Here is a 24,967-nt window from a genome sequence, read left to right as displayed (position 1 = left end):
TATAATGAGGAGAACAAAGGAAGGATAAAATATTGGAATTAACTTATTTTTGATAATTAAATAAGATTAAAATGATACTATACAGCTCACTGACGCCTAAATAGACGTAGATCAATAATGCACTTTTAACAAGATCCAACAACTACACTTCAAAACCTCAATTTATATAAATTTTGCAAGATCTATTTATCCTTCAAATAAATTGGCCCACCCTTTAATATTTCATAAAATTTACTGATTTATTTTGCGTATATTTGGCTGCAGAAGTACCAGCTGTTCTTCCGAAAACAGAGCCTGACATAAGCCCAGATCCACCAGGATAGTTATGATAGAATAAACCACCTACCATCTCACCAACAGCATAAAGTCCAGATATTGCTTCTCCATTGGAATCAAGTACTTCCCCATTTGTATTGGTAGCAACTCCCCCAAATGAAAAAGTAATACCACAAGTAACTGGGAAAGCATAGAAAGGAGCTTTTTCAAATTTTAATGCCCAGTTTGATTTTGGTGGAGTAATATTTTTAGTTGATTTTCCATCTTTAATACTTGGATTATAATCCCCATCCTGTACGCTCGCATTATATTCGTCGATCATTTCTTTAAAACGGGAGGGATTTATTCCCATTTTGTCAGCTAATTCTTCTAAAGTTTTTGCAGAAATTTTGGTAGCTTCATCTAACTCATATTCTTTTCGTAACATGGATATCACCTGAGAATCATAAATTTGGAAAGCCTTTTGCTCCGGTTGTTTTAATGTCTCTTTACCATATTTAGCATACGTGTAGTTTCTAAAATCTGCTCCCTCATCAACAAATCTTTCTCCTTTATTATTGATAATAAGACCTAACGGATATGAAGATTTTTTGTAGATATCTCCTGGTTTCGAGAAATCACCTACTTTTGGAGCATTATAGTCTGTAGTATGAGCATGACATCCACTATAATGACCTGCTTTTTGTGCTCCAACAGCAACTGCCATTCGAATTCCATCCCCTGTATTAAATTCTGTCCCTCTGACAATTGCATTAGCCCATTCTTTTCCTAGAAACTTAATACGATCTTCTTTGCTTGCTTCAAAACTACCACATGCTAGTACAACGGAGGAAGTTTCAATGAAATACCTTTTTTTATTCACATCTTTATAATAAATACCACTAATTCCATCAGATGACTTTTCTAATTCTACTGCCCTTGCCTCATATTTAAAGTCTATACTTTGTTCTTCAGCCTTTTTTAATAAAGCTTCAATTAATCCAATCCCTTTTCTTTTCGTTCTGATTGGTAAGCCACCCCAAAACTTCAATACTCCATTTCGTTCAAAACATTGATTTTCGTTTAATTCAAATTCCACTCCTTGTTCTTTCATCCACAATATAGTTTCAAAAGAATTATTAACTAAGTGGTTTACTAGGTCTGGATTACTTTGATTTTTCGTTACGCGCATAATATCATTATAAAAATCTTGATTTTCGTAAATTGGCATTGAAATTGTTTTTATTTTTCTTTCTGTTAATTCAGGGATAACTGTTTGAATACCATTAATATCCCCGTATGCAAAACGAATTGCACCATCAGTAAAGAATGAGTTACCACCTCTTTTACTCTTTGGCCCTTTTTCTAACACAAGTACTTTACTTCCAATTTCTCTTGCAGATATTGCTGCACTTAATGCTGCATTTCCTGCTCCCACTACTACTACATCATACTTTTCCATGAATTAATCTCCTCTTTCATTTTCTGAATAGTTCATAATTTGAGATTAAAACACAAATAGATATAATTGAAATACTTGATTTTTATATAGTTCAATAAATATTTTTTATGAATAATTTATTTTTATTAAGTCTTTTTACCAATCTTGATAGAAAATTTGATTCATTCTATAGAAGTATAGTTATTTTTTAAGAAATCAATAAATTTATTAATGATTGGATATTCTAAATCTTCTTTTCTGTATAGTAGCCATGTTTCTCTTAAAATAGGTTGACCATCTACATTATGAAGTGAAAATTGCTTGATGTTTCTGTGCTTTTTAAGCCCAATACTTGGAATAATTGCGTAACCTAACCCTTTCTCAACCAATTCTATACATGTCTCCACATTATCAATGTCCATTGTGACAAAAGGAGGTTCATCAAAATTTTCTTTCCACCAGTTATCAATTGTTTGTTGTAATCCTGGATCAGTCTTAAAGTTTATTCGTGGTAAATTAGGTAAATTATTGATATCTAATTCTTCTTTATGAATGACACAAATAGGTTCTTTATTTAATAAATGCTTCTCATGTTTCCAAATAATATTACCTCTTATTATTGCAATAGCTATTTCATCCTTTTTAATCATTTTTAAAATTGATTGACTCCATGAGGTCACTACATTAAATTGAACTTTACTATACACATCTAAAAATTGTTGTAAAATATCTGGCAATTCATATCTAGCTAGATTTTGAGAAACTCCAAGCCGTATGATCCCTTCTTCAAATTTATTGAAATTTTGTAAGTGATCTTTTAGCTTTTGATAGTCATAAAGAACTTTCTCTGCATATTTAATAAGATAGCTACCTTCAGCTGTAAACTTAACCCCTTTTTTTGATCTTAATAAGATCTTGGTATCTAATTCTTCTTCTAATATTTTAATTTTATAAGTGAGCGAGGGTTGTGATACAAATAGTTTTTCAGCAGTTTTTGTGATATTTTTCTCTTTTGCTAAAACTTTTAACATATATAAATCTTTATAATTCATAAATGCCTCCTAAAAAAGTCATAAAATTTTTTTATGAAGATTAATAGATATTATGTATTTGCACTATTAAAAATTTTATAATAGGTTTTATTTAATAGCAAAAATATTCAATATATTTGGAAATGTATACGTATTCAAGGGGGTAATAATAATCGACACATATAATTTATTTATTAATGGAGAGTGGAGAAAAGGGAAGAAAGAGGAATATTTTCCCTCTGTAAACCCTTTTAACCAGAAAGAATGGGCAAAGATAACACAAGCATCAGCAGAAGATGTACAAGATGCAATAGAAGCTGCAGACAAAGCTTTTGAATTATGGAGAAATGTAAATGGAAAAGAAAGAGCAAAATTATTGAATACCTTCGCAAATTTATTAGAAGAGAATTCAGAGAGGTTAGCTACCTTAGAATCGCTTGATAATGGAAAGGTGATCAGAGAAACGTTAACCCAAATGAAGTTTGCAGTTAGAAATTATCGATTTTTTGCCGGATATACAGACAAAATATATGGAAAAACAATTCCGTTGGATAATAATGATTTATTCAATTATACGAAACGTGAACCACTTGGTGTAGTAGCATTAATCACATCTTGGAATTCTCCTATTTCTATATTGACCAATAAATTAGCACCGGCATTAGCTACTGGTAACACTGTTGTTATAAAGCCCTCTGAACAGGCGAGTGTCACCACATTAGAATTAGCCAAAATAATTGATGAGGCAGGTTTTCCATCAGGGGTGGTCAATGTTGTAACCGGTGATTACAGAGTGGGTAATGAATTAACTCAGACAGACAGAATTCAAAAAGTAAGTTTTACAGGTGGTACGGAAACCGGAAAAATTATAGCTAAAAATTCCGGTGCAAATTTAATTAAAAATACATTGGAATTGGGGGGGAAATCGCCAAATATTATATTTGAAGATGCCAACTTAAACGCTGCTTTAGCAGGGGCTATGGCAGGAATTTTCGGAGCAAGTGGACAAACATGCATTGCTGGATCAAGACTTCTTGTTCAAGAGTCCATTTATGAATCATTTCTAGATCAATTAGTAGCTAAGGCAAGCAATATAAAATTAGGTAATCCATTAGAAAAAGAAACAGAAATGGGGCCAGTAGCAAACGAAAAGCAATTTAAGATAATCCAAAATTTAATCAAAGAGTATGGAGGTAAAGTTGTTCTAGGTTATAAAGATTTCGAAGATCAATTAGGCCAATTAAAGAAAGGATATTTTATCCCCCCTACGATTCTTGCACCAGTAGATAATGAAAGTACAATTGCTCAAAATGAAATATTTGGACCAGTATTATGTGTTATTCCTTTTAAGGACGAGAACGATGCTGTTCAAAAAGCGAATCAAACTAAGTTTGGTCTAGCTGCAGGGATATGGACAGAAAATGTAAAAAAAGCTCATCGAGTTGCAAATAGAATCCAAGCTGGAACTATATGGGTTAATACATATAGAACAACTGCAGCACAAGCTCCATTCGGTGGATTCAAATCAAGTGGTTATGGAAAGGAAAGAGGTGTAGAAGCTCTTTATGAATACACACAAGTAAAGAATGTAATGGTTAACTTATCGGATGACCAACGGGACCCATTTAGTATACAGAATTAAAAATTGGAGTGATTTGATGACAGATTTAAATATAGGTGTCATCGGCCTTGGACAGATTGGTGGATCTGTCACAAGAAGATTAATAGAACTAAATTACAATGTATACGCCTATGATTTAATCGAAGATAAAAGAATAGCAATGAAGGAACTAGGAGCAAAAACTGTTGAAAATCCACAAGAATTATTGAAACATGTCTCAACCCTTATTATGAGCCTCCCACATGATGAATCTGTTCTCCAAACGATAAATAATATTAATTTTAAAGAAGCCAGTAATATTACCATTATTGAAATTAGTACCATCCTTCCACTAACAATGGAAAAATTAAAAGCTATTTGTAACTCATACGATGTCAAGGTGATTGATGCGCCAATTAGTGGTGGTCCTAATGAGGTTAAAAAAGGTGAATTAAGCTTTATTATATCTTCGGATGAAATAGTGTATAAAGATAAGTTCCACATTTTCGAATGCCTTGGGAAAAGTGTCCATTATATTGGAGAGAAAATTGGGGAAGCAAAAGCAATGAAATTAATGAATAATATCATGACTTTAGGAAATGTTCTGGTAGCTTCATCTTCCTTTTCCCTAGGTTTAAGAGTTGGCATGGACCCTCAACTAATGTATAACGTATTATCACAAACTGGTGGAACTTCACATCATTTTGTTAAGCGCTTTCCAAAAGTAATTAATGCAGATTATTCACCACTATTTTCTAATAATCTAGGCTTAAAAGATTTAAAGTTAGCGTTAGAGTGGGCTAAGAATGAACAATTAAATACAGAATTACTAGAAATACTCCATCAGTTCTACCAAAAAGCCGTTGACGAAGGCTTTGGAGATGAAGATATTGTATCAGTTATTAAATATTTTATGAAAAATACAGAAGAAAACAACAAAATGATTCTTAAGTAAAAGGGAGAGATTTCTATGAAGAGAATAATCTTTTTTGTATCGCTTATTTTAATATTGGCAGCATGTGGATCTTCAGAAGAGTCATCTGGATCACAAGGAAGTTCTCAGGACTTAACAATTACAACAGGCGCACAAGGCGGTAGTTGGTATCCGATTGGGGGAGCATTAGCAGAATTAATGAATGAGAATATTGATGGAATGACCTTTTCTTCTGTACCAGGAGGTGGAACATCTAACCCCAAATCTGTAGCCACAGGTAAGGCCGATATTGGGTTTAGTTATAATTCAACACTGGTTTCTGCTCAAGAAGGTACGGATCCATATAACAAGAAATTAGATGGTTTAAAGGCAGTAGCAAAAGTTTATGATATGGCTTGGCATGTAATAACTCCAGAAAGTTCAGGAATTACGTCTTTTGAAGACATTGCTGAAAACCAAATTAGAGTAAATTGGGCTCCGAATAAGAAAGGAACCGGGGATGAATGGATTACCACAAAAGTGATAGAAGAATATGGGTTTAATTACGATGATATTGAATCATGGGGTGGAAAAATGAACTTTGTTTCTATTTCAGACGGACTTTCCTTGTGGAGGGACGGACATGTAAATCTATATTCAGCTCATACATTACCACCACAGTCATCTTTTATTGAAGCAACCATGTCGGTTGATTCTAATTTCTTATCTATTAGTGACAAAGTACTTCAAAGCTTAAATGAAAAATATGGTTTAGTCGAAGCTACGATACCTGCCGGTACCTATGAAGGACAAAATGAAGATGTGAAGACGGTTACAATGCCAATGACAATTTTTGCTCACGAGGATGTATCAGAAGATGTAATCTATCATTTCACAAAATTATTAGATGAAGAGACTGAATATTTAACAACTGTACACCAAGTATTCAAAAACTTTGATATCGAGACAGCATGGAAAGATACTGGAATTGATTTACATCCGGGAGCTCAAAAATACTATGAAGAGATTGGTGTAATGGAATAAATTGAAACTTCTCCTACTAAAGAGGTGAATCAAAAATGAAGTTAAAAAATATTAATCATTATTTAATAATAATAGTAGCGATTTCTATGTCGTCTTTTCATATATATACTGCCATTTTGGGAAGTCTCGAAGGGATGTTACAACGAAACACTCACTTATTATTTGCGATAATATTGATATTCTTAGTGTACCCAATTACCAAAAATAGAGAGCCAACAAATAAATATATAATTACAAACTGGTTAATAACAATATTAGCCAGTAGTCCTTTTTTATGGATTATATATGATTATTCAAGAATAATTGAACGCTGGCCATTAGCTGACGTTGTTACAACAAATGATTTAATTTTTGGTAGTTTAGCATTAGTTGTAATTCTAGAGATTACGAGAAGAACTATGGGAGTACCAATGTTAATTATCGCGACCACATTCATTTTATATGCCTTATATGGCCAAAATCTTCCGGGAATTGCAAGCCATAGAGGATATGGTTTACCAATGATTATCGATCAATTATTTCTAACAACAGAGGGGATATTTGGGGTAGCTTTATCTACTTCAGCAACTTTTGTATTCCTCTTCATTTTATTTGGGGCATTTTTAGAAAATACAAAAGCTGGAAAGTTTTATATGGATATTGCTTTTGCTACAACAGGTAAAACAAGAGGAGGTCCTGCGAAATCAGCTGTAGTAGCAAGTGGTCTTATGGGATCTGTATCTGGTTCTGCTATAGCTAATGTTGTGACAACAGGTTCTTTAACTATTCCTTTAATGAAGAAAGTAGGATATAAACCTAATAATGCTGGAGCTATTGAAACGGCAGCTTCTGTTGGCGGACAGATAACGCCACCATTAATGGGAGCCTCAGCATTAATAATGGCAGAATTCACAGGTATTCCTTTCGCCCATATCATTTTGGTTAGTATCATACCAGCTATTATTTACTTCTTGAGTGTACTCTTAATGGTACATTTCAGTGCCATAAAAAACAATATTGAGGGAGAGAAAGCAGAAAGTTTGCCAAACCTTGTAGAGACACTAAAAGAAGGATGGCACCTGGTTATTCCTTTAGGTGTCTTGGTGTGGTTATTAATAGAAGGACGTACGCCTGTAAACGCAGCAATATGGGGTATTATTTCTGTAATCATTGTTTGTTCTTTGCGTAAAGGAACAAGACTGAAAATGGAAACAATCTTCAAATCCCTTATCGAGGGGGCTAAAGCATCATTAATTATTGCTGCAGCTACAGCCTGTGCTGGAATTATAATTGGTATCTTCTCTTTAACGGGGTTAGGAATGCAATTTTCATCACTTATCATAAATATATCTAATGGACAATTATTTTTAGCTCTCGTATTGGTAGCGATTTCTTGTATTATTATCGGAATGGGGTTGCCTGTAGTAGCAGCTTATATTGTAATGAGTGTAATGGCTGCACCTGCTTTAGTAGATTTAGGAGTAGATTTACTGATTGCACATTTGTCCATCATTTGGTTTACTCAATTATCTAATGTTACACCACCAGTTTGTTTGGCTGCATATGCCGGATCTGCAATAGCCAAAGGAGATCCAATTAAAACCGGATGGATATCGTTAAAATATGCGATAGGTATTTTAGTACTCCCATTTGTATTCGTTTATAACCCACTTTTGTTAAATGGCTCTATAATCGAAATTGTAATTACTATTGTATCTACTTTAACAGGATTTATAGCATTGACATCATCTTTTGAAAGTCATTTAGTAAAACATTTAAATAACATACAAAGAATACTTTTATTCATTTCAAGCATAGCATTATTCATACCTGTTATGTTAATTAAAGGAGTTGGTTTAACACTATTAATTATCGTATTCTTTTGGCAATACAAACAAGAAGATACAGTATCAATTAAATCAACCGTTCAACAATCCAATTGATAGGTCCAACATTTTAAAATAGGTTATAAGATGACTTGCTACCAAAAGTATTTATTGAATTAAAGGGGTTGTCTGATAAGCCCCTAAAATAAAACAAGACCAAGTAGCGTTTTTCGTTCTACTTGGTTCCTCAAGTTTCTCAGGAACCCCTTCCGGGTTTTCAAGGATGTGATCTGCCTTCGTATCGGCTTCCATCTGTGTCATTTCTTCAATGTGACGCAAGGTTTCTTGGATTTTCTGTTTTAATTTCTCTTCAAATTTTGTAGTGGATTTTTTCCATACGAAAGAGTACTTATTGGCATTGGCTTCAATCTCGTGCCATCCAAAAAGTAGTTTTCAAAGGTGATGTAGTTTTCTTCTATCAACTTTTGGATCATTGCTTCAAACAGTTCATCCATTAATGCTTTCATGCGAACACCGCGAAATTCATTAAGGGTACGGAAATCAATCGGGGGATTGCATCGCAGCTAGCCACATCGCTGGGATGCTTTCATGGATGAGTTTTTCTATCCCGCGACAGGAATACACTTTCTGAGAATAACCATAAAGAATTACTTTAAGTATCATTTTAGGGTGAAAAGAGCTCCGACCACCGCCTGGGTAGTACGAAAATAAATTCTCATCAGGGATGGCTTCGACCATTTCGTCGATGACACGAGCGACATGATGTTCGGGAATGAATTCTTGAAGATCAAAAATCATTTGGATTTGTTGATTATTGTAGGGCTTAAAAGTAGGTGGGAATGTTCGTTTCGGATTGAATTCTTCCTTCTTTTCCTCTGGAGATGGAGTAATTTCCGTGTTATAATTTTCAGTAGTAATCGAAAGATTGCACATAAAAAAAGCGAGAAAAGGGCTGCCAGAAGGTCAGTTTTCACTGACTTTCTGGACAGCCCCAAGTTATTCATACATATCCTTTTTCTTTCAAGCTGGTATATTCAGCTTTAGCATTGACGACGAGATAACCTCAATCCCCATCATCCGTCCAGCTTCTACAAGTTAATTTTGTTACTTCAAGATCTTCTCTGGACGGGTTTGTATCTTGAGAAGGATGTTGGTGACATAGAATGATGGCTGCGCTGTTATTCAGAATTGCACTTTTGAATACTTCTCTGGGATGAACGATACTTGCATTGATTGAACCGACATGACAACGATGCACCGCAACAACACGATTTTTTGTATTAAGACACATGACAAAGAACACTTCGCGATCATCTTACCCAATAAACACAGCAGCTGTAGAATCATCCCTTTGTTTAACTCATCATTTTCACCAAGCAACAAAGTTCGTTCTAACGATTAGAAGTGGTATCCATTAAAATAATTTATATCTTTAATCACTACACTTGTTTCTCCATTTGGAGTTATTAATACCATTTTCTCTCCTAAACAACGGTATAATAGTTGGCTCCCGACAGGAGAATGAAATGAAATGTAACCCTTATCAGGATCTGTTTCCCCCGGAAAACAAATGGTATAATGATCAACCTCATTATCATCCTCATACAATACAGATACCTGGCTCCCAATAAAAACTTTGGTCAGTGTGGAGGAAGCTGTGTTGTCGATTGTCAACAAATATTCCTTTAATGCTGATGCATATCTTTCAAAGAATTGAAAATCCTTGTTTTTATGATCTATTGTTGTTAAATATAAGTCTAAAAGCTCCTGACGATTTTCATCGATATAAGTTAATTGTTCTATTAAACTTTTTTTCAATGATTGAAGAAAATCATGGCTCATGGAAAGTAACTCCCTTCTCTGGACTATACACCTTGCATAATTTCATTTTAAATTTCATTTTGCACCCTCCTTAAATATAAAAAATTGAGATCCCACAGACTCTGAAACCTCTGGAACCTCAAATTCAAGTATACCACGTAAAAAGGAAACGTGGGATTAATTAAATGAGCGTTTTTTGTGCTTCCACTTCTTTTTCACCACTTGCCATCGCTCGTGCAATTCGGTCTAGCTCTTTTTCATATTGGTACAAGCCCATAATTAACATAGAACCTCTCGTTTCCTCTTTTATGGGATTTGATGGCCATATAAAAGAAACATTTAAGAAAAGGAAGGAGATCAACTCCCTCCTTGAATCTTAAACATATCCTTTTTCATTTAAACTGGTATATGCAGCATTCGCATTAACTATCAGATGATCCAGAACCTCAATCCCCATCATATGTCCAGCTTCTACAAGTCTTTTTGTTACTTCAATATCTTCTCTGGACGGGTTCGTATCTTGAGAAGTATGCTGGTGACATAGTATGATTGCTACACTGTTATTAAGGATTGCACTTTTGAATACTTCTCTTGGATGAACGATACTTGCATTGATTGAACCTACATGACACCGGTGGACTGCAACAACCCTTTTTTTTGTATTGAGGCACATGACAAAGAACACTTCGCGATCATCTTCCCCGATAAAGCCAGCAGCTACTTTTGCAGCATCCTCTGGAGAACGGATGATATACAGTTCCCCTCCTTCCACCTCTGAAATCACATGTCTGATCCGTTGAATTTCATAAATTGTTTCCATCATGAAACAGCTCCTTTCTTTGTTTGAAAAGAAAGGAATTTTTGCGAAAACGAGTGTAGAAGGATACGAAAGTATGCAGAAGCATCAAGTGGGAGGTAACGGACATATGCAAAACCCAATAACTTAGCCAGCGTTGTTGTTCATTTTTTTGCCATAGTTACGCTGGCTTAGCCGATTTGGTTTTGGTTGTGGCCGTTCGACCACGCAGATCCTTTACCGAGTGATGAGCAAATAATTATAATGAGGTGGACAAAGGAAGGATAAAGAACCCGTTAAGTTTATTAAAACAGTCGGAGTTTACTTTATGGAAAAATATCAAATTAATTTTTCTTTAAAGGTTTTGGTTTAATCTGTCTTAGGACAACAGTACCATTACACTGAACTCTTTCTCACAAACTATATCTCACTTAAATTTAACTCTCAAATGAATTCCTGTAAGCTGCTTTAATCAATTCCCATTGAAGTTCATCTGTGGTTGAAACCTTAAAATGAGCTCGATGAAGGGTTTCTCCTACTCCTACTGCGAACATGCCACTTGCAAGAATAGCTCCAATCCCTGCTGCTGCATCCTCAATTCCTATTGATTTTTTAGGATTTGCACCCAAATTTTCACAAGCTGTCAAAAAGATTTCCGGGTCAGGCTTGGATCTCTTTATGTTGGAAGCATTTACAACATAATCAAAAGTTTCTTCCAATTCTAGTGCTTTTAATACGGTTTGTGCATTTTTTGAAACAGAAGCAATCCCTATCGGAAGTCCTTCTAATTTGATTTTGGAAATCAAATCGGATATCCCTGGTAATACATCCTTAGATGATAAATCCCTCAACAATTCTCGATAAAGGATGTTCTTTCTTTCGGCCATTTTTTCCTTTTCAGAAGGAGTAAATTCGTTCTCCCGATTATCCTTCCGTAAAATAAGCTCAAGAGACTCAATGCGGCTGACACCTTTTAACAGCTCATTAAACTCCGCATCGATTGAAATATCAAGCTCATCCGCAAGTTGTTTCCATGCTAAAAAATGATAATGGGCCGTATCCGTAATGACTCCATCAAGGTCAAAAATTACGGCTTCAATTGTATTCCTTTCCATGGCAAAAATCCTTTCTATGGAAACAGCTAAGTTAGCTCAAGCTGTTCTCATCTTTTTTCTTCATTACGATTTTATCGGTTAGCAAAAACACTTTACCGTTAATTTCAATTTTTAATGGGTTTCCCGATTCCATTGTAACTTCAGTATCTTGATGGGTTAGTTTTATTTTTAATCTTCGTCCACGATAGTGTAATGGAATAACCAGTTCGTTCCATTTCTTAGGTAGTTTAGGATTAATTTTCACACCATTTTCTATAGAAAGATTTGCGAATCCAAAAACTACTGCCAACCAAAGTGCACCAAGCGAAGCAGCATGAATACCTTCATCAGAAGAATGGGGATTAGGCCCCAAGTCAATTAAACACGCTTCCTGGAAAAATCGATAGGCTGTTTCATCCTGGTTCGTTCGAGATGCAACAATTGCATGAATCGCTTTACTCAATGAAGAATCGTGAATCGTATGGTCCTCATAATAATGTAGATTTTTTAAAACCACTTCACTCGGAAATAAGTTTGGAAAAAGATATAACAGCATCACGACATCTGCCTGCTTTAATATTTGCATTTCATTGACTTCTTTTCTAGAAAAATCTAATAAAATACTTTGGCTCCCTTGATTTTTTTTATAGGGAGATAGATTAATTTCAGGATTCCTTAAAAACGTGTCATCCTGTGGGATAAGGCCTTTTTCATTGGGCTTAGGCAAGTATAACCGGTTTAGAAAATCCTTGTATTGGTTCACCAGTACTACATCCAGGTCACCATACTTACCCATAAAGTAAAGTGCTTTCTCTACATTGTGATATGCCATATAGTTTGTATAGGCATTGTTATCAATATGTTCTGTATATTCATCCGGACCGATTACATCCTTTAGTGTAAGTCTGCCATCTTTCTCTGTTGTACGGCTAATCCAAAAACGACTGGTTTCCTTTAGTAAGGCAAGGCCTTCCTTTTTCATAAAAGTATCATCATTTGTAGATTGATAATATTGGACTACCGCAAATGCTATATCTGCGACGATATGATGTTCGGCTATTGCTGAAGCTACTTTTTGCCGATCTCCAGTCCTAATGTTAATCGCTGCAAATTCTGGCGTTTCTTCCTTTCCGCTAAAAGCACTTTCCCACGGAAAAAGTGCACCATTAAATCCATTTTTCGAAGCCTTCTCTTTTGCTTGTTTCAATCTGAGATAACGATACCTTAATAGTTTCCTAGCGGTGCTAGGTTCAGTGAGCATATGGTGAGGTGCGATGAACATCTCTGCATCCCAGAATACGTGTCCTTTGTAGCCCTCCCCGGTCAACCCCTTTGCGCCAACACTAAAACGTTCGTCATGTGAAGGTGTCATGATTTCAATATGATATAACGCAAAGTCAAGCGCTAACTGATCGAATTTATTTGACGAGGTGATTTTTACTCGTTTTTTTTCCCAAAACTTCTCCCACTCTATGGTAGAATGGGAAAGTAATGCATCATATCCTTGTGCTATATTACGATGAATTGCAGACAAAGAAACCTTTTCAGGACTACCAGCCTCTTTTCCTTGGTCAAGGGAAGTATAGATGGTCGCAATCTTCTCAATTACTAATGGTTCCTCCATGGGAATTTGGCAATTCATCGTTGATAAAAGCTGCCTATTCTTTGCTGTAAATGTCTTTTCGTTCTCGATGGAGGAAACACAAGAAGTTGCGATCGCAACGGTATGTCCAGATTCCGTTGTTCGATAAACCCCCTGCATTACTTGTTCGTTATGGACACGAATCTTATCCTCAATAAGATGCTGTCTACCAAAGTTGGTTTGTTGGGCATCTATTCCTGTCACTATTTTCACGTTAGCTGTTTTCTCTAGACTTTTGATCGTCACCTTTGATGCAAACGTATGTAGATCATCTTTAGAGACAAAACGTTTAAAAGAAAGATGGAAATGATTACCCGTAGGACTTCTCCATAGAATCTCACGGTTGATTTCACCGTTTGATAGAGCTAATTCCCTTTTATAAGATAGGATTCCCTCATTTTGTAACGAGAAAATAGATCCATCTATTTCGATACGTATACCAACCAGATCCGGTAAATTCACTAAATCCGAAGATTCGTTTGGAGTCATTTTATTGTAGATTCCTGCAATGTACATACCACGGGTTTGGCCTGGATAATCTTCTTCATACGTACCACGAAGACCCAAATAACCGTTTCCTAGAGTCATTAAGGTGGCAAATTTATTTAAATAACGCAAATCAAATTTTTCATCATTTATAACCTGCTGATTTATCATAAGGTCACACTTTCACCCTTTTCTGCTGATTGATAGAGAGCTTCGATTATTTGTTGGATAAGGTATCCCTGGGTACCATCTGCGACCATTACGTCTTTTCCTAAACACTTGTCTACAAATGCTGCTAAGCTTTTTTGGCTACGGTCTGAATCGGCTGATTCCTTTTCTAAAATCGAATAAAACTCTCCTTTTTGATCTGTATAAATGTGAGCTGGGAACAAAGTAGCTCCTGCTTGATCCCCGTAAAATTCTACATTCATTAAAGAAGTTTCTTTAATATTCAAGGCAAATGATGTTTCAAGCTGAAGTAGCCGCCCTCCCTCTAATTCAATAAAACCAAAAAGGGAATCCTCTACTTTAAACTGTGAAGGATCCCAGTTACCAAGAGTTCCCTCATTCTTTTTCGAACCAATTTTTTGATACATTTTTGCTGTTACTATTTGGACCTTTGGATACTCTAATACATATAATGCCGCATCTAGCATATGAATACCGATATCGATAAGTGGGCCGCCTCCCTGCATATCCTTATTAATAAAGTGACCCCATCCTGGTATGCCACATCGACGTAAAGCTTGTACTTTAGTTACGTAAATATCCCCTAAAAGGCCGTCTGATGCTTTTTCCTTAATAATTTGAACATCTTCTGCAAAGCGATGATGTAAATTATAAGCCAATAGGCAATGATTTTTCTCAGCAGTCTCTTTCATTTCTTTTGCTTGTTTAGCAGAAGTTGCTGGTGGTTTTTCACACAATACGTCACATCCATGTTCCAACGCGTAAATCACATGTTCATAATGAAAGCGGTTGGGCGTACATACGCTGACAATATCAGGCTTTTCTGTTTCGTACATTTCCTTTGCATCTGAATAAAAACGAGGAATGTTGGTACGCTCAGCAAAACTTTTCGCTCGCTCGGTATTAGGACTCACAACCGCTACTAACTCAAGTTCTTCTCTTGTGCGGTAATAAGGAACGTGAACTTTCTCTGCAACGTTTCCTCCTCCAATAACAGCAACTTTCTTTTTAACCACGTTATAGCTCCTCTCTAGATGGATAACAAGTTTTTAAGAAACTGTAATGATTTTAAGTACTCATCTTCTGGGTTATCCCCTCTGATACGACATTCAATCGTTAGGAATCCCTCATAGCCATCTACTTCTAACTGTTTAAAATGCTTTTCAAAATCAATTGAACCAGTACCAGGCTGATAACGATGATTATCTGCAATATGAACATGTTCAATAACATCTCGATGATAATGTAATGCTTCAGAAATATCATCCTCTTCAATGTTCATATGATAAAAGTCCGCAATGATTTTTACATTATCCAGTTTATTTTCTTCTATATAAGTCCTAGCATCGCTCAAGGTATTGATCATATGATCTTGATAACGATTTAATGGCTCTAAAAATATGGTAGTACCTGTTTCTTCTGCAACTCCGTTTAGATAAACAAGAGATGCTGTAATCGACTGCCTATCGCCTGTAACACTTCGAGGAGATTCCATCGGCGGCAAACGATGAGTAAACATTCCCCAGGCTGCCGGTACTACAATTCCTTTTCCGCCAACAACCTGTAAGGCTTCCAAGATTTTTTTAATTTCAGCTAATCCATTAAGTCTCCGTTCTTCAATAAAGTCTCCAATCCAACCATTGTAACCACCGCATGCAGTCGTTACAGGTATACCTGTTTCAGCAATCGCTTCCTTAACTTCATCTAAATTTTCAACCAATAAGCGGCCATCGATCTCGAAGCCTTCAAATCCAATCTTTTTTATATAATGAAACTTTTCTTTAATATCTGTTGGGAAGAAACTTTGATTCTGTGTACCTAATTTCATTAAGCAAACCTCCTGCAAAAGTATTCCTACTGGAAAACAGTACTTTCTTTAATGGATGATGACTATTTTACTTCTTGAATTCAATTCCCATCTTTATACTTAATTCAGGATGCTGATCAACGTACTTCATATAGGCTTTAGCACTGTCTGTAAAGGTTACAATTGGTTCAATGATATCTTCACAATTAAGATAACCATTCATTAATAGTTCCCAGCAAGTATCCTCTATCCGCTTACGATTCCAGCGTGGGTAATCCGGATTAGGTTCACTTGCGGCACGTGAAAATACAATTTTTGCATTGTTAAAGTGTGCCTCACGTCCAAAGTTTAGTCCCTCTGGAAACGGCTTTCCGAAAGCAACGTATGAAATAACCCCACCATAAGCAATGCCTTTTAATGCAGATTGAAGTGATGCTGAATTCCCACTTGTTTCAATAATGGAGTCTGCTCCAATCTTGTTGGTGAGCTTTTTCACTTCATAACCGACATCTTCCGTTACAGGGTCCAGACAAACATCTGCACCGTTTTTTAGTGCGATTTCCCGACGATGAACAAGTGGATCAACACCGATTACATTACTGGCACCTGCTTTTTTAGCAAGCTGGATTGCGATTTGACCAATGGCCCCCAATCCCGCTACCACAACAAAATCCCCGGCACGGACATGTGCATCTCGCACACCACTCATTGCAAATTGTGCTGGGTCATAACAAACTGCATTTTGCCATTTAGCTCCTTCGGGCATTCTCCGTAATCGAGGATTATCGACTCCATTGACGATTACGGTTTCTCTTATAGGACCATACGTACATACCGATTCTCCGATCTTGAATTCCGTAACATCTTGTCCGATTTCGATGATTTTTCCTACAACCATGTTTCCGAGTTGAAATTCACCAAAAACAATTCCTTTTTCTGAATTCTCTTCCCTTGGTATAAACATCCGCCACTCTTCAGAAAAATGTTCATCCATAAAGGGGGTATGTCCACGGAAGTCGATGACTTCGGTTCCATGTTTAGGTGAAGCAAATTCAACCTTAATTTTGACTTCATGTGGTTTCACAGTATGATCTTCATATTCTATAAATGCTGCCACCCTTGGCTTAACAGCTACTAATTTTTTCATATTTAATACAACTTCCTTTCAAATGAGGGTAGGCTTATCCTTTGACCCCGCCTTGGGTCAAATCGCCTTTAATAAAACGTTCCGAAATACCATACAAAATAACTACAGGTAATGCTGTCACTAATGAAGCCGCCATCATTCGTCCCCAAACATAATCTGGAGTACTAAATAATGCATACAAGCCGATCGGCAAAGTGAAATTCCCTGTATCTGATAGGAATATTGACGCAAACAAATAATCGTTCCAAGCTATCATGAAAGCGTACACAAAGACAGAGATGATCCCAGAAATGGATAATGGGATGATGATGTAAAATATAATTTGTACACGATTCAAACCATCGATCATTGCGGCATTTTCCAGGTCATCAGGAATAGTGTCAAAATAACTTTTCAACATATAGATGGCTGTTGGTAAAGTCTGTACAATCATCGTGATGATAAGTGCTGTTCTTGTATCATATAAACCAAGGCCAGATATGATTTTAAATAACGGTACGACGAGCAAAATACCAGAAAACATATAAACCGTGAAGAAACTAGCATTAATTGTTGTTCTTCCCATAAATCTTAGTTTTGAAAGGGCGTAGGCACCGAAGATCGCAATTGCTACTGATAATCCAGCTGCAGTTAAAGACACCATTAAACTATTAGTAAAGTAGGACAAAAAAGGAAAGATTACTGGATTAAAGATATCGGCATAATGCTGAAACGTCCACTCTTTCGGAAAGAGTGTCGGGCTCGTAGAGATTGCTTCAGAAGTGCTTTTAAATGATGTCATCAACATAATGAAAAACGGAAAGAGTGAAACTCCCAACAGTACGAATAACCCACTATAAAACCCTATTTTTTTGATTGCCTTATCTTTTTTACTACTAGCCATTGCCATTAAAATTCACCCTCTTTCTCGTTACCATAATAACGGTAAACAGAACAATGAAGAGTACAACTGAAATAGATGCTGCCTTGCCAAGATCATTGAACGCAAAAGCTGTTTCATATAGATAAATACCTAGAATGTTAACTTTGTTTGTCAATAGATAGACATCCTCAAACATGTAGAACATCCAAATAGCCCTCAAAGTGATGACCGTTATTAATACTGGCATAATCGCTGGTAGAGTAACGATTTTGAATTTATCCCAATTCGAAGCACCATCCATCTCAGCTGCTTCATACAAAGTTTTGTCTATCGTTTGTAAAATCGCGAGAAAGGAAATGAAAGCGTATGGGAAATATCGCCAGATCGCATATAAAACAACAAGAAAAAAGCTGCTGACTGGTCTATCAAACCATAGTGGTGCCTGGTCAAATAAATGGAGGACATCCACTCCTAAAACGTTCACAATTCCGTACCCATTATTAAACATGTATCTCCAGGCAAAAACCAAAGAAATAGATGGAGTTACATAAGATAAGATGATTAAGGATCGGGACATTTTTCTGAATTTAAACTGCCTATTAAAGAAGATTGCGACCGCAAGCCCTAGAGCAGTACTTCCAAATACTGTTAGAATCGTGTACAATACTGTAATTCCTAATGCTTTGAAGAACTCCGGGTCTTTCAAAATACTTATATAGTTTTCCAGACCTACAAATGTCGAAGGAAGCCGCGGGTTAACGGGTTGTTGAAAAAAACTTATTTGAATATTTGATAACATAGGATAGGCGACCAGTAACAACAACAAGAATATACTCGGGAAAAGTAATATCAACGCAAGTTTCAGGTCTGTTTTTTTTCTAGGCTTCGTTTTCATGATACCCCCCTGACCAATCTATGGAACTTCATTCTTTTCTTACTTAAGTCGACTCACTTTAATTAGTCTTCTTTAGTAGGTGATTAAAAAGCTGAAGGGATTGCCAAAAGGCAATACCCTTCACTTTATCTTATTTTAGAACTTCCTTGATTTCTTTTTCAGCTTGTTTAAGTTCACTTTCGACCTCTTTCTTACCTACGGTTACTTCATTGATCATTTTAGGGATTACACCAGAACTTGTTATGTCTCCCATTTTCAAGTAGTTTTTATCATCTACTAAACCAAATACCTGGATATCATTGAATGAATCCGCGATTTCAGCGGAAAGGTCGCCAAAGGCATTTACCACTTCATTGGATTGATACTCTTTATTCTCTGTTACCTTCTTACTGACAGGTTGTGCTCCTCCAGGGGACATTAATACCCATTCAGTCATATTCTCCGGTTCAGCCATAAATGCTAGAAATTTTTCTGCCGCTTTTTTATTTGTATCATCTAAACCAGAGGAAATCGTAAGTGCTGACGTTGTACCAAAAACTGCTTTTTCCTTTTTATTAGGAATAGCAAAACCAATATTTTCAGCATTTCCTTCCTCGAAAACTGATGGCAGGATATAGGTAGAATAAACAGTCATTGGTACTGTCTCGTTCATAAAGGCGTCTTTTACCTCAGTTACATCGTTAGATCCTGGCATGGTGTATTGGGATAATTCTTTATAATACGTTAACGATTCTTCCATTGCAGGTGTATTTAGGTTTAAATCCCCGTTAGCTTCTAGTACATTGGCTTTGTTTGATAATGCGAACTGTGAAAATGCTTGTTCTGAAAATCCGCTTTCTGCAGTAGGCAAAGCAATACCGTACTTTTTATTACCCTGATCGGTAAACGCTTTTGCAATTTCCATGACTTCATTCCAATTTTCAGGTTCCTCAAAACCTTTTGATTGAAGCATCTTTTTGTTATACCAAATACCTTGGACCCATCCACTAATTGGTAATCCTGTATAACTCTTACCATCTTCGGTTTTCATTAGTTTTAGAGCACCTTCATAAAAATTACTTTCTCCAGCTTCATCAATTACTTTTTTTACAGAATCTTTATCGATAAGCTGATCTTTATCCATCACTTTTGCATAATCCTGTCCTACCTCAATTACTTCAGGTAGCTCACCTGCACTTGCAAGGGTAACAATCTTTGTATTATAGGAATCCTCTTCGACTGGAACCTGTTTAATTTTAATACCAGGATTTTCTTTCTCGAATTTTTCTACTAATTTATTGATTACTGCTAAGCGTTCTTGTTCTACCGAAGAGTGCATAAACTCTATCGTAGTTTGTTCATTACCATTTTGGTCATTGTTGCATGCAGTTAAGGTTGCTGTTGTTATGATCAACGCAACAATGAGGCTTAAGAATTTTTTTGTCATTTGGACCTACCTCCTAATTAATCGGTTTCAACCAAAGAAACTGATATGGACCTATCACGATTGAATCATCAATTTCTATCTTATTTTGAGTAAGTACATTGATAAATTTACCTGTAATGCTACACTCTACTTCCTCATTTTTTAGGTTATGGATAACTGTGAGTTTTTCACCATACTTATTAAATCGGTCAAAAGCGAAAAATGCTTCTCCCAAATCCATTACTTCCATTGCTATATTAGGATGAAAGAGTTTTTCCTCTTTACGTACGGAAATCATGTCGGATAATTGATTGTAAACTTTATGCCTTAACGTACCTTGATTTAACAAATCTTCTTCTAACTCTTCCAATTTATATTTCTGCCGATTGATGGAGCGGTTCATCCCTGTTCTCGATACCCCTTTGTAATCGTTTCGAGAACCCAGTATGCTTTGAATATACACAGCAGGAACACCCGGTAGGGTCAACAAGATAGAATGGGCAACTATGAATCTTTTAACTCGGAGATCATCGTTATCCGTTTTCTTATTTAATGCATCAAGGTACGTTACATTAATTTCATAAGGACTTTCACTTCCATCTGGATTTCTCTTATAGGAAACTAGAGCTACTTCTTCTTGTAGATCCTTAACCATCGAAAGGATTTCCTCTTCTGGAATAATACCTCGTATTGGATTCATCCCGATTCCATCGTGAGAAGCAAGAAAGTTAAAATAGGTTGTATCCTGACTTGTATCATGGAGAGTTTTGGCCCAATCGGTGAGGACTTTCCCATTCTCTCTCATTATGGAATAAAGGACTAAAGGAGGAAGCGGGAATTGATAAACCATATGTGCCTCATCATGACCGTTTCCAAAATAGGAAATATTATCCTTGTGCGGGACATTTGTTTCAGTAATCACAACTGTTCCATTGGCAACTTCGTCTACCACATCCCGAAACAATTTAACAAGTTCATGTGCTTTTTCATGATGAATACAGGTTGTTCCAATCTCTTTCCATATAAATCCAACTGCATCTAATCGGATATATTCTGCCCCTTCTTCAATGTAAAACAGTAAAACATCTAACATTTCCAAAAGGACTTGGGGATTAGAAAAATTTAAATCAATTTGATCTTCACTAAATGTCGTCCAAACATATCTTTCTTCTCCATTTAGAAGTTTAAATTTAGTTAAAAGAGGATATGCTCTAGGTCTTGTTACGGTACTTAAATCAACGGAAGGATCCAGTTCAATGAAATAATCTTTATAGTGTGGATTACCTTCTAAATAGTTTTGGAACCAGTCACTTTGAGACGAAATATGATTACACACATAATCAAACATTAGCCTTGCGGATTTTGATAAATCTTTGACCTCTTTCCATTCCCCAATGGTCGGGTTGACCTTCTTATAATCAATAACAGAAAAACCATCATCCGATGAGTACGGGTAAAAAGGAAGAATGTGAACGATTTCAAAGTTCTTTGCCAGAAACCGATCATACATATTTTTAAAGGTTTTTAATGCAGGGATTTCTTCCTCTTTAACTTGATCCCCATATGTAATTAGGACAATATCTTTTTCATCCCATTTCTGTTTCCTTTGTCGTATAGGCTTTTTCTTTATTTCATGGATGCGTTTTTTAATTTCAGTCCAAACCGGGTCTATTATATCTTGGTCCTCATAAATGAATTCGAGTCTTTTTTTTATCGTTTCCATAGATTCCTCCCTTTTGGGACCGCTCCCAAAAAATAATAAAAAAATTATGAAATATTATTTTTGACAAAAGAAAAAACAACATTTAAAGTCTAAGAGTGGTTGGGACCGCTCCCATAAGTTAATATAGTATAGGAAGCGCTTTCTGTCAACACAAATAGTTTGAATATTTTCTACTATTTGTTCTTCGTTAATGGTAGATTACAGGGGACAATTCCTTTATTTCTGGCTGTATTCCGATACGTTCAAGCACCTAAAAACAAAGAAGAAAGTAGAGATGAACTTTTAGTGGTTGCTACTTTTTGGGTTTCAGCCATATAATTTATCCTGTACCGCTCCATGTTTTACAATTTTTTGATAAAAAGAGAACTTACCAAAAATTAGAAGCTAATAGCGTAAACATATAAAAGCGTGTCTACTATTTTGGGCTTTTATTAAGCCATTAATAAGCTGTGAAATGTATTAAAGGAGGAGCAAAAATTGATTCCCACTATATATGACATTGCCAAGGTTGCGAATGTTTCCAAATCTACGGTGTCCAGGGTGCTTAATAACCAAAGAAATATTTCTGAGGAAGCAAGAAACAGAGTCTTAAAAGCAATCGAGAAATTAAATTACCATCCAAACAAGTTAGCACGTGCGCTTTCATCAGGCTTTGATGCGATTATGGTAATATCTCGCTCTACAAAAACAACATCTGATAATCCTTTTTTCTCCGAAATCCTTCACTCAATTTCAAGAAAGGCGGAAGAAGAAGATTTCGATGTAATTTTGCAAACAGCCAAAAATACACAAGATGAACTTACAAAATGTGTTAGTAAAATTAGAGAAAAAATGATCAAAGGGATTATAATGCTGACTTCACCTGCAGATGAAACTTTTTTCAAGCAATTAGATATGTTTAATATTCCGGTTGTAGTGGTGGGAAAGGTTGAAGGAAATTATAATAATATTTTTTCAGTCGATACGAATAATTATCAGGATAGCTATGACCTTACAAAGTACTTGATTGAAAAAGGCCATCGAGAAATAGCCTGTATGCATTCCCCACTCGATTATCATGTGTCGATCGATCGTTTAAATGGGTATTTAGATTGTATGGAGGAAAATGGTTTGGAACTCCGGAAAGAATTTATAGTTGATAGTGGGTACACAGTTGAAAAAGCATATGAATCTGCAAAAAAACTACTTCTTACTGCTAGTCACCGTCCTACTGCTGTTTTTGCAACTGATGATCTAAAGGTTATGAGTATCTATAGAGTTTGCACAGAAGAAAAGATTGAGATGCCCAATGAATTATCAATTGTTGGTTACAGTAATTCTAGTTATTCTCCATTTTTGCTTCCTGCATTAACACGAATTGAAATACCTGTAAAAAAGTTAGGGGATGCAGGTACTGAACTTTTGTTTAACAAAATTAAACAAAATAATACTTCGAGTCATAAAACGTTTATTCCAACTTCTAAAATCATTCAAGATTCTGTAATTAAAATTTAAACGTTAAGATATAACGGTACCGATTTAACAGAACGCCAATGCGTTCTGTTTTTTATTATTGTTTAGAAAACCCCTGGCTATGCCGGGGGTTTTCTAAACAATAAAAAGGGGAAGGAGCCAAGCTCCTCCAAAGCTTTATAAGTATCCTTTTTCTTTCAAGCTTGTATACGTAGCATTTGCACTGACAATCAGGTGATCTAACACTTCAATCCCGATCATATAGGCTGTTCACTTTTATTAATTGAAGCTTTTACACGTAAATTGATAACGTCTTCGCACTATTTGTAAAACTATAACAAATTAACTTAACAAATAAATAGCAGTTAAGTTGATGAGACATTTTGAAAAAAACGATTCGGACTTAAGTGATTTATAGGGTAACTCGTTTTTCCATCTATTAATAATTCTGTGGTAATTTTTCCGATAACAGGTGACATTTTAAACCCATGTCCCGAGAATCCACTTGCAATCAGAACATTTTCCATACCTGGTACAGAACCTATAACAGAATGATCGTCGGGTGAATAGCTATCCATATAAACACTTGCCCGGACTGGATCAGGCTTTAGGCCAGGTATCAATTCCCTGACAGCATCACTAACTGTTCTTAATTCATCGACATTAACATCCCTATTCAAATTTGCAGGTTCTTTAACGTAAACAGGGTCCTTAGTGTTAGAGGCTTTTACCATCGTACCATCAAGTGTCGGTGTTCCTGTCAATCTAAAACCTTTCCTCATACGAGCAAAGATCGGGAAGCGATCGGGTTTAAACATATCGATATCTTTTGCAGTAAACCAAGTTAATACAAGACGGCGTGCTTCATAGACCGTTTTGAATCCAGACAAAAACTTTCCTGTCCATGGTCCAGTTGTGATAAGTACTTTTCCAACTCGATATTCTTCCTTATCTGTTGTAATCGTAACACCTAATTTATCAGAATGGATATCCTTAACTTTTGTATAGCGGTGTATTTTTGCACCTAGATTTTCTGCCCGGTCTGCTGCTGAAATGACTGCAAGTTCCGGTCGTAAAAAGCCAGCATTTTTGTCTAATATCATAATGTCTTCACTAAATAATCGATGTTGAGGGTAACGTTGTTCAGCATATTTTCCAGCGAGGATTTCATGTTCCAGATTGAATGCTTCAATACTTTTTAATACATTCTTCATTACTTCTGTATTTGGATCTCCAATCATCAGACCGCCATTTAATGTCAGTAGGGTTGTGCCGGCTTCAGATTCGAGTTCTTTCCAAAGATGACGTGCTTCTTGTAGTAAGGGGACATATTCCTGACCTTCCATATAGGCAGTTCTGAAAAGTCTTGATTCACCACCTGCAGCAGAGCGATCATTTCCAATACCGTACTGTTCAAAACCTAAAACCGAAATTCCCCTTTTAGCAAGTTGCCATAGTGCCATACTTCCCATTGTACCTACTCCAATTACTGCCACATCTGCATGCATATTTACACCTCTCTCATATCCTTTATTCAA

At 35.9% G+C, this 24,967-nt stretch carries 23 protein-coding genes and 1 pseudogene; 5 read left to right on the top strand and 19 right to left on the bottom strand.

Annotated features, from left to right (window positions below; genetic code table 11):
• Positions 1-214 precede the first annotated feature (214 nt).
• Positions 215-1,717 (bottom strand): FAD-dependent tricarballylate dehydrogenase TcuA, encoded by a 1,503-nt coding sequence (gene tcuA / locus ACJROX_RS13435; RefSeq protein ID WP_408011220.1) that lies wholly within the window; start codon positions 1,715-1,717, stop codon positions 215-217.
• 161 nt (positions 1,718-1,878) lie between these two features.
• Complete coding sequence (locus ACJROX_RS13430) at positions 1,879-2,748, bottom strand: LysR family transcriptional regulator (RefSeq protein ID WP_408011219.1); 870 nt, start codon at positions 2,746-2,748, stop codon at positions 1,879-1,881.
• Between the two features lie 94 nt (positions 2,749-2,842).
• On the opposite strand from ACJROX_RS13430, the gene ACJROX_RS13425 reads away from it, so the two are divergent.
• The 4 genes from ACJROX_RS13425 to ACJROX_RS13410 are packed head-to-tail and all read left to right on the top strand — an operon-like array spanning position 2,843 to position 8,206.
• Complete coding sequence (locus tag ACJROX_RS13425) at positions 2,843-4,369, top strand: aldehyde dehydrogenase (RefSeq protein ID WP_408011655.1); 1,527 nt, start codon at positions 2,843-2,845, stop codon at positions 4,367-4,369.
• A 16-nt stretch (positions 4,370-4,385) separates the two neighbouring features.
• The gene (locus tag ACJROX_RS13420) at positions 4,386-5,282 is read left to right on the top strand and encodes an NAD(P)-dependent oxidoreductase (RefSeq protein WP_408011218.1); all 897 of its coding nucleotides are present in this window, start codon (positions 4,386-4,388) and stop codon (positions 5,280-5,282) included.
• Between the two features lie 15 nt (positions 5,283-5,297).
• Positions 5,298-6,284, top strand: coding sequence for a TAXI family TRAP transporter solute-binding subunit (locus ACJROX_RS13415; RefSeq protein WP_408011217.1), 987 nt, complete (start codon positions 5,298-5,300; stop codon positions 6,282-6,284).
• Positions 6,285-6,319: 35 nt separating this feature from the next.
• A complete protein-coding gene (locus ACJROX_RS13410) occupies positions 6,320-8,206 on the top strand; it encodes a TRAP transporter permease (RefSeq protein ID WP_408011216.1) in 1,887 nt (628 codons plus the stop codon).
• 51 nt (positions 8,207-8,257) lie between these two features.
• Here ACJROX_RS13410 and ACJROX_RS13405 read toward each other — a convergent pair whose 3' ends face one another.
• The 15 genes and pseudogenes from ACJROX_RS13405 to ACJROX_RS13335 all read right to left on the bottom strand — a co-directional run bounded on the left by ACJROX_RS13405 (position 8,258) and on the right by ACJROX_RS13335 (position 21,977).
• The gene (locus ACJROX_RS13405; RefSeq protein ID WP_408011215.1) at positions 8,258-8,428 is read right to left on the bottom strand and encodes a hypothetical protein; all 171 of its coding nucleotides are present in this window, start codon (positions 8,426-8,428) and stop codon (positions 8,258-8,260) included.
• A 20-nt stretch (positions 8,429-8,448) separates the two neighbouring features.
• On the bottom strand, positions 8,449-8,616 hold the full coding sequence (locus ACJROX_RS13400; protein WP_408011214.1) for a hypothetical protein: 168 nt from the start codon (positions 8,614-8,616) through the stop codon (positions 8,449-8,451).
• 34 nt (positions 8,617-8,650) lie between these two features.
• Positions 8,651-9,043, bottom strand: coding sequence for a transposase (locus ACJROX_RS13395; RefSeq protein WP_408011213.1), 393 nt, complete (start codon positions 9,041-9,043; stop codon positions 8,651-8,653).
• A gap of 67 nt (positions 9,044-9,110) precedes the next feature.
• A pseudogene (locus ACJROX_RS13390) lies at positions 9,111-9,425 on the bottom strand (JAB domain-containing protein); the annotation flags it as partial.
• Between the two features lie 83 nt (positions 9,426-9,508).
• Positions 9,509-9,952 (bottom strand): GreA/GreB family elongation factor, encoded by a 444-nt coding sequence (locus ACJROX_RS13385; RefSeq protein ID WP_408011212.1) that lies wholly within the window; start codon positions 9,950-9,952, stop codon positions 9,509-9,511.
• Between the two features lie 355 nt (positions 9,953-10,307).
• Positions 10,308-10,751, bottom strand: a complete 444-nt coding sequence (locus ACJROX_RS13380) for a JAB domain-containing protein (protein WP_408011654.1) — start codon at positions 10,749-10,751, stop codon at positions 10,308-10,310.
• A gap of 413 nt (positions 10,752-11,164) precedes the next feature.
• Positions 11,165-11,842, bottom strand: a complete 678-nt coding sequence (gene pgmB, locus ACJROX_RS13375) for a beta-phosphoglucomutase (RefSeq protein WP_408011211.1) — start codon at positions 11,840-11,842, stop codon at positions 11,165-11,167.
• 31 nt (positions 11,843-11,873) lie between these two features.
• Positions 11,874-14,120 carry a glycoside hydrolase family 65 protein gene (locus tag ACJROX_RS13370; protein WP_408011210.1) on the bottom strand — a complete coding sequence of 749 codons (2,247 nt, stop codon included), beginning with the start codon at positions 14,118-14,120 and terminating at the stop codon, positions 11,874-11,876.
• Positions 14,117-15,154 (bottom strand): Gfo/Idh/MocA family protein, encoded by a 1,038-nt coding sequence (locus ACJROX_RS13365; RefSeq protein WP_408011209.1) that lies wholly within the window; start codon positions 15,152-15,154, stop codon positions 14,117-14,119. Before ACJROX_RS13365 ends, ACJROX_RS13370 begins: the two co-directional genes overlap by 4 nt.
• 14 nt (positions 15,155-15,168) lie before the next feature.
• Entirely contained in the window at positions 15,169-15,966 is a 798-nt protein-coding gene (locus ACJROX_RS13360; RefSeq protein ID WP_408011208.1) for a sugar phosphate isomerase/epimerase family protein, read from the bottom strand.
• A 67-nt stretch (positions 15,967-16,033) separates the two neighbouring features.
• On the bottom strand, positions 16,034-17,092 hold the full coding sequence (locus ACJROX_RS13355; protein WP_408011207.1) for a zinc-dependent alcohol dehydrogenase: 1,059 nt from the start codon (positions 17,090-17,092) through the stop codon (positions 16,034-16,036).
• A 34-nt stretch (positions 17,093-17,126) separates the two neighbouring features.
• Entirely contained in the window at positions 17,127-17,975 is an 849-nt protein-coding gene (locus ACJROX_RS13350) for a carbohydrate ABC transporter permease (protein ID WP_408011653.1), read from the bottom strand.
• The gene (locus tag ACJROX_RS13345; RefSeq protein WP_408011206.1) at positions 17,968-18,849 is read right to left on the bottom strand and encodes a carbohydrate ABC transporter permease; all 882 of its coding nucleotides are present in this window, start codon (positions 18,847-18,849) and stop codon (positions 17,968-17,970) included. The genes ACJROX_RS13350 and ACJROX_RS13345 overlap by 8 nt, the downstream gene beginning before the upstream one ends.
• Positions 18,850-18,979: 130 nt before the next feature.
• The gene (locus ACJROX_RS13340) at positions 18,980-20,275 is read right to left on the bottom strand and encodes an ABC transporter substrate-binding protein (RefSeq protein WP_408011205.1); all 1,296 of its coding nucleotides are present in this window, start codon (positions 20,273-20,275) and stop codon (positions 18,980-18,982) included.
• A 13-nt stretch (positions 20,276-20,288) separates the two neighbouring features.
• Complete coding sequence (locus ACJROX_RS13335; protein WP_408011204.1) at positions 20,289-21,977, bottom strand: sugar phosphorylase; 1,689 nt, start codon at positions 21,975-21,977, stop codon at positions 20,289-20,291.
• 477 nt (positions 21,978-22,454) lie between these two features.
• On the opposite strand from ACJROX_RS13335, the gene ACJROX_RS13330 reads away from it, so the two are divergent.
• Entirely contained in the window at positions 22,455-23,471 is a 1,017-nt protein-coding gene (locus ACJROX_RS13330) for a LacI family DNA-binding transcriptional regulator (protein ID WP_408011203.1), read from the top strand.
• 135 nt (positions 23,472-23,606) lie between these two features.
• On the opposite strand, the gene ACJROX_RS13325 is transcribed toward ACJROX_RS13330, so the two are convergent.
• Together ACJROX_RS13325 and solA are read right to left on the bottom strand one after the other, a co-directional pair.
• Positions 23,607-23,690, bottom strand: a complete 84-nt coding sequence (locus tag ACJROX_RS13325) for a JAB domain-containing protein (RefSeq protein WP_408011652.1) — start codon at positions 23,688-23,690, stop codon at positions 23,607-23,609.
• Positions 23,691-23,794: 104 nt separating this feature from the next.
• Positions 23,795-24,967: an N-methyl-L-tryptophan oxidase gene (solA, locus tag ACJROX_RS13320; protein WP_408011202.1), complete on the bottom strand. Its 1,173-nt coding sequence runs from the start codon at positions 24,965-24,967 to the stop codon at positions 23,795-23,797.

This window comes from Pseudalkalibacillus sp. A8 (assembly GCF_045920555.1).
GTDB lineage: Bacteria > Bacillota > Bacilli > Bacillales > Fictibacillaceae > Pseudalkalibacillus.
The sequence above is the reverse complement of the archived record's forward strand: the minus strand, read 5'-3'. Positions and strand labels throughout refer to the sequence as shown.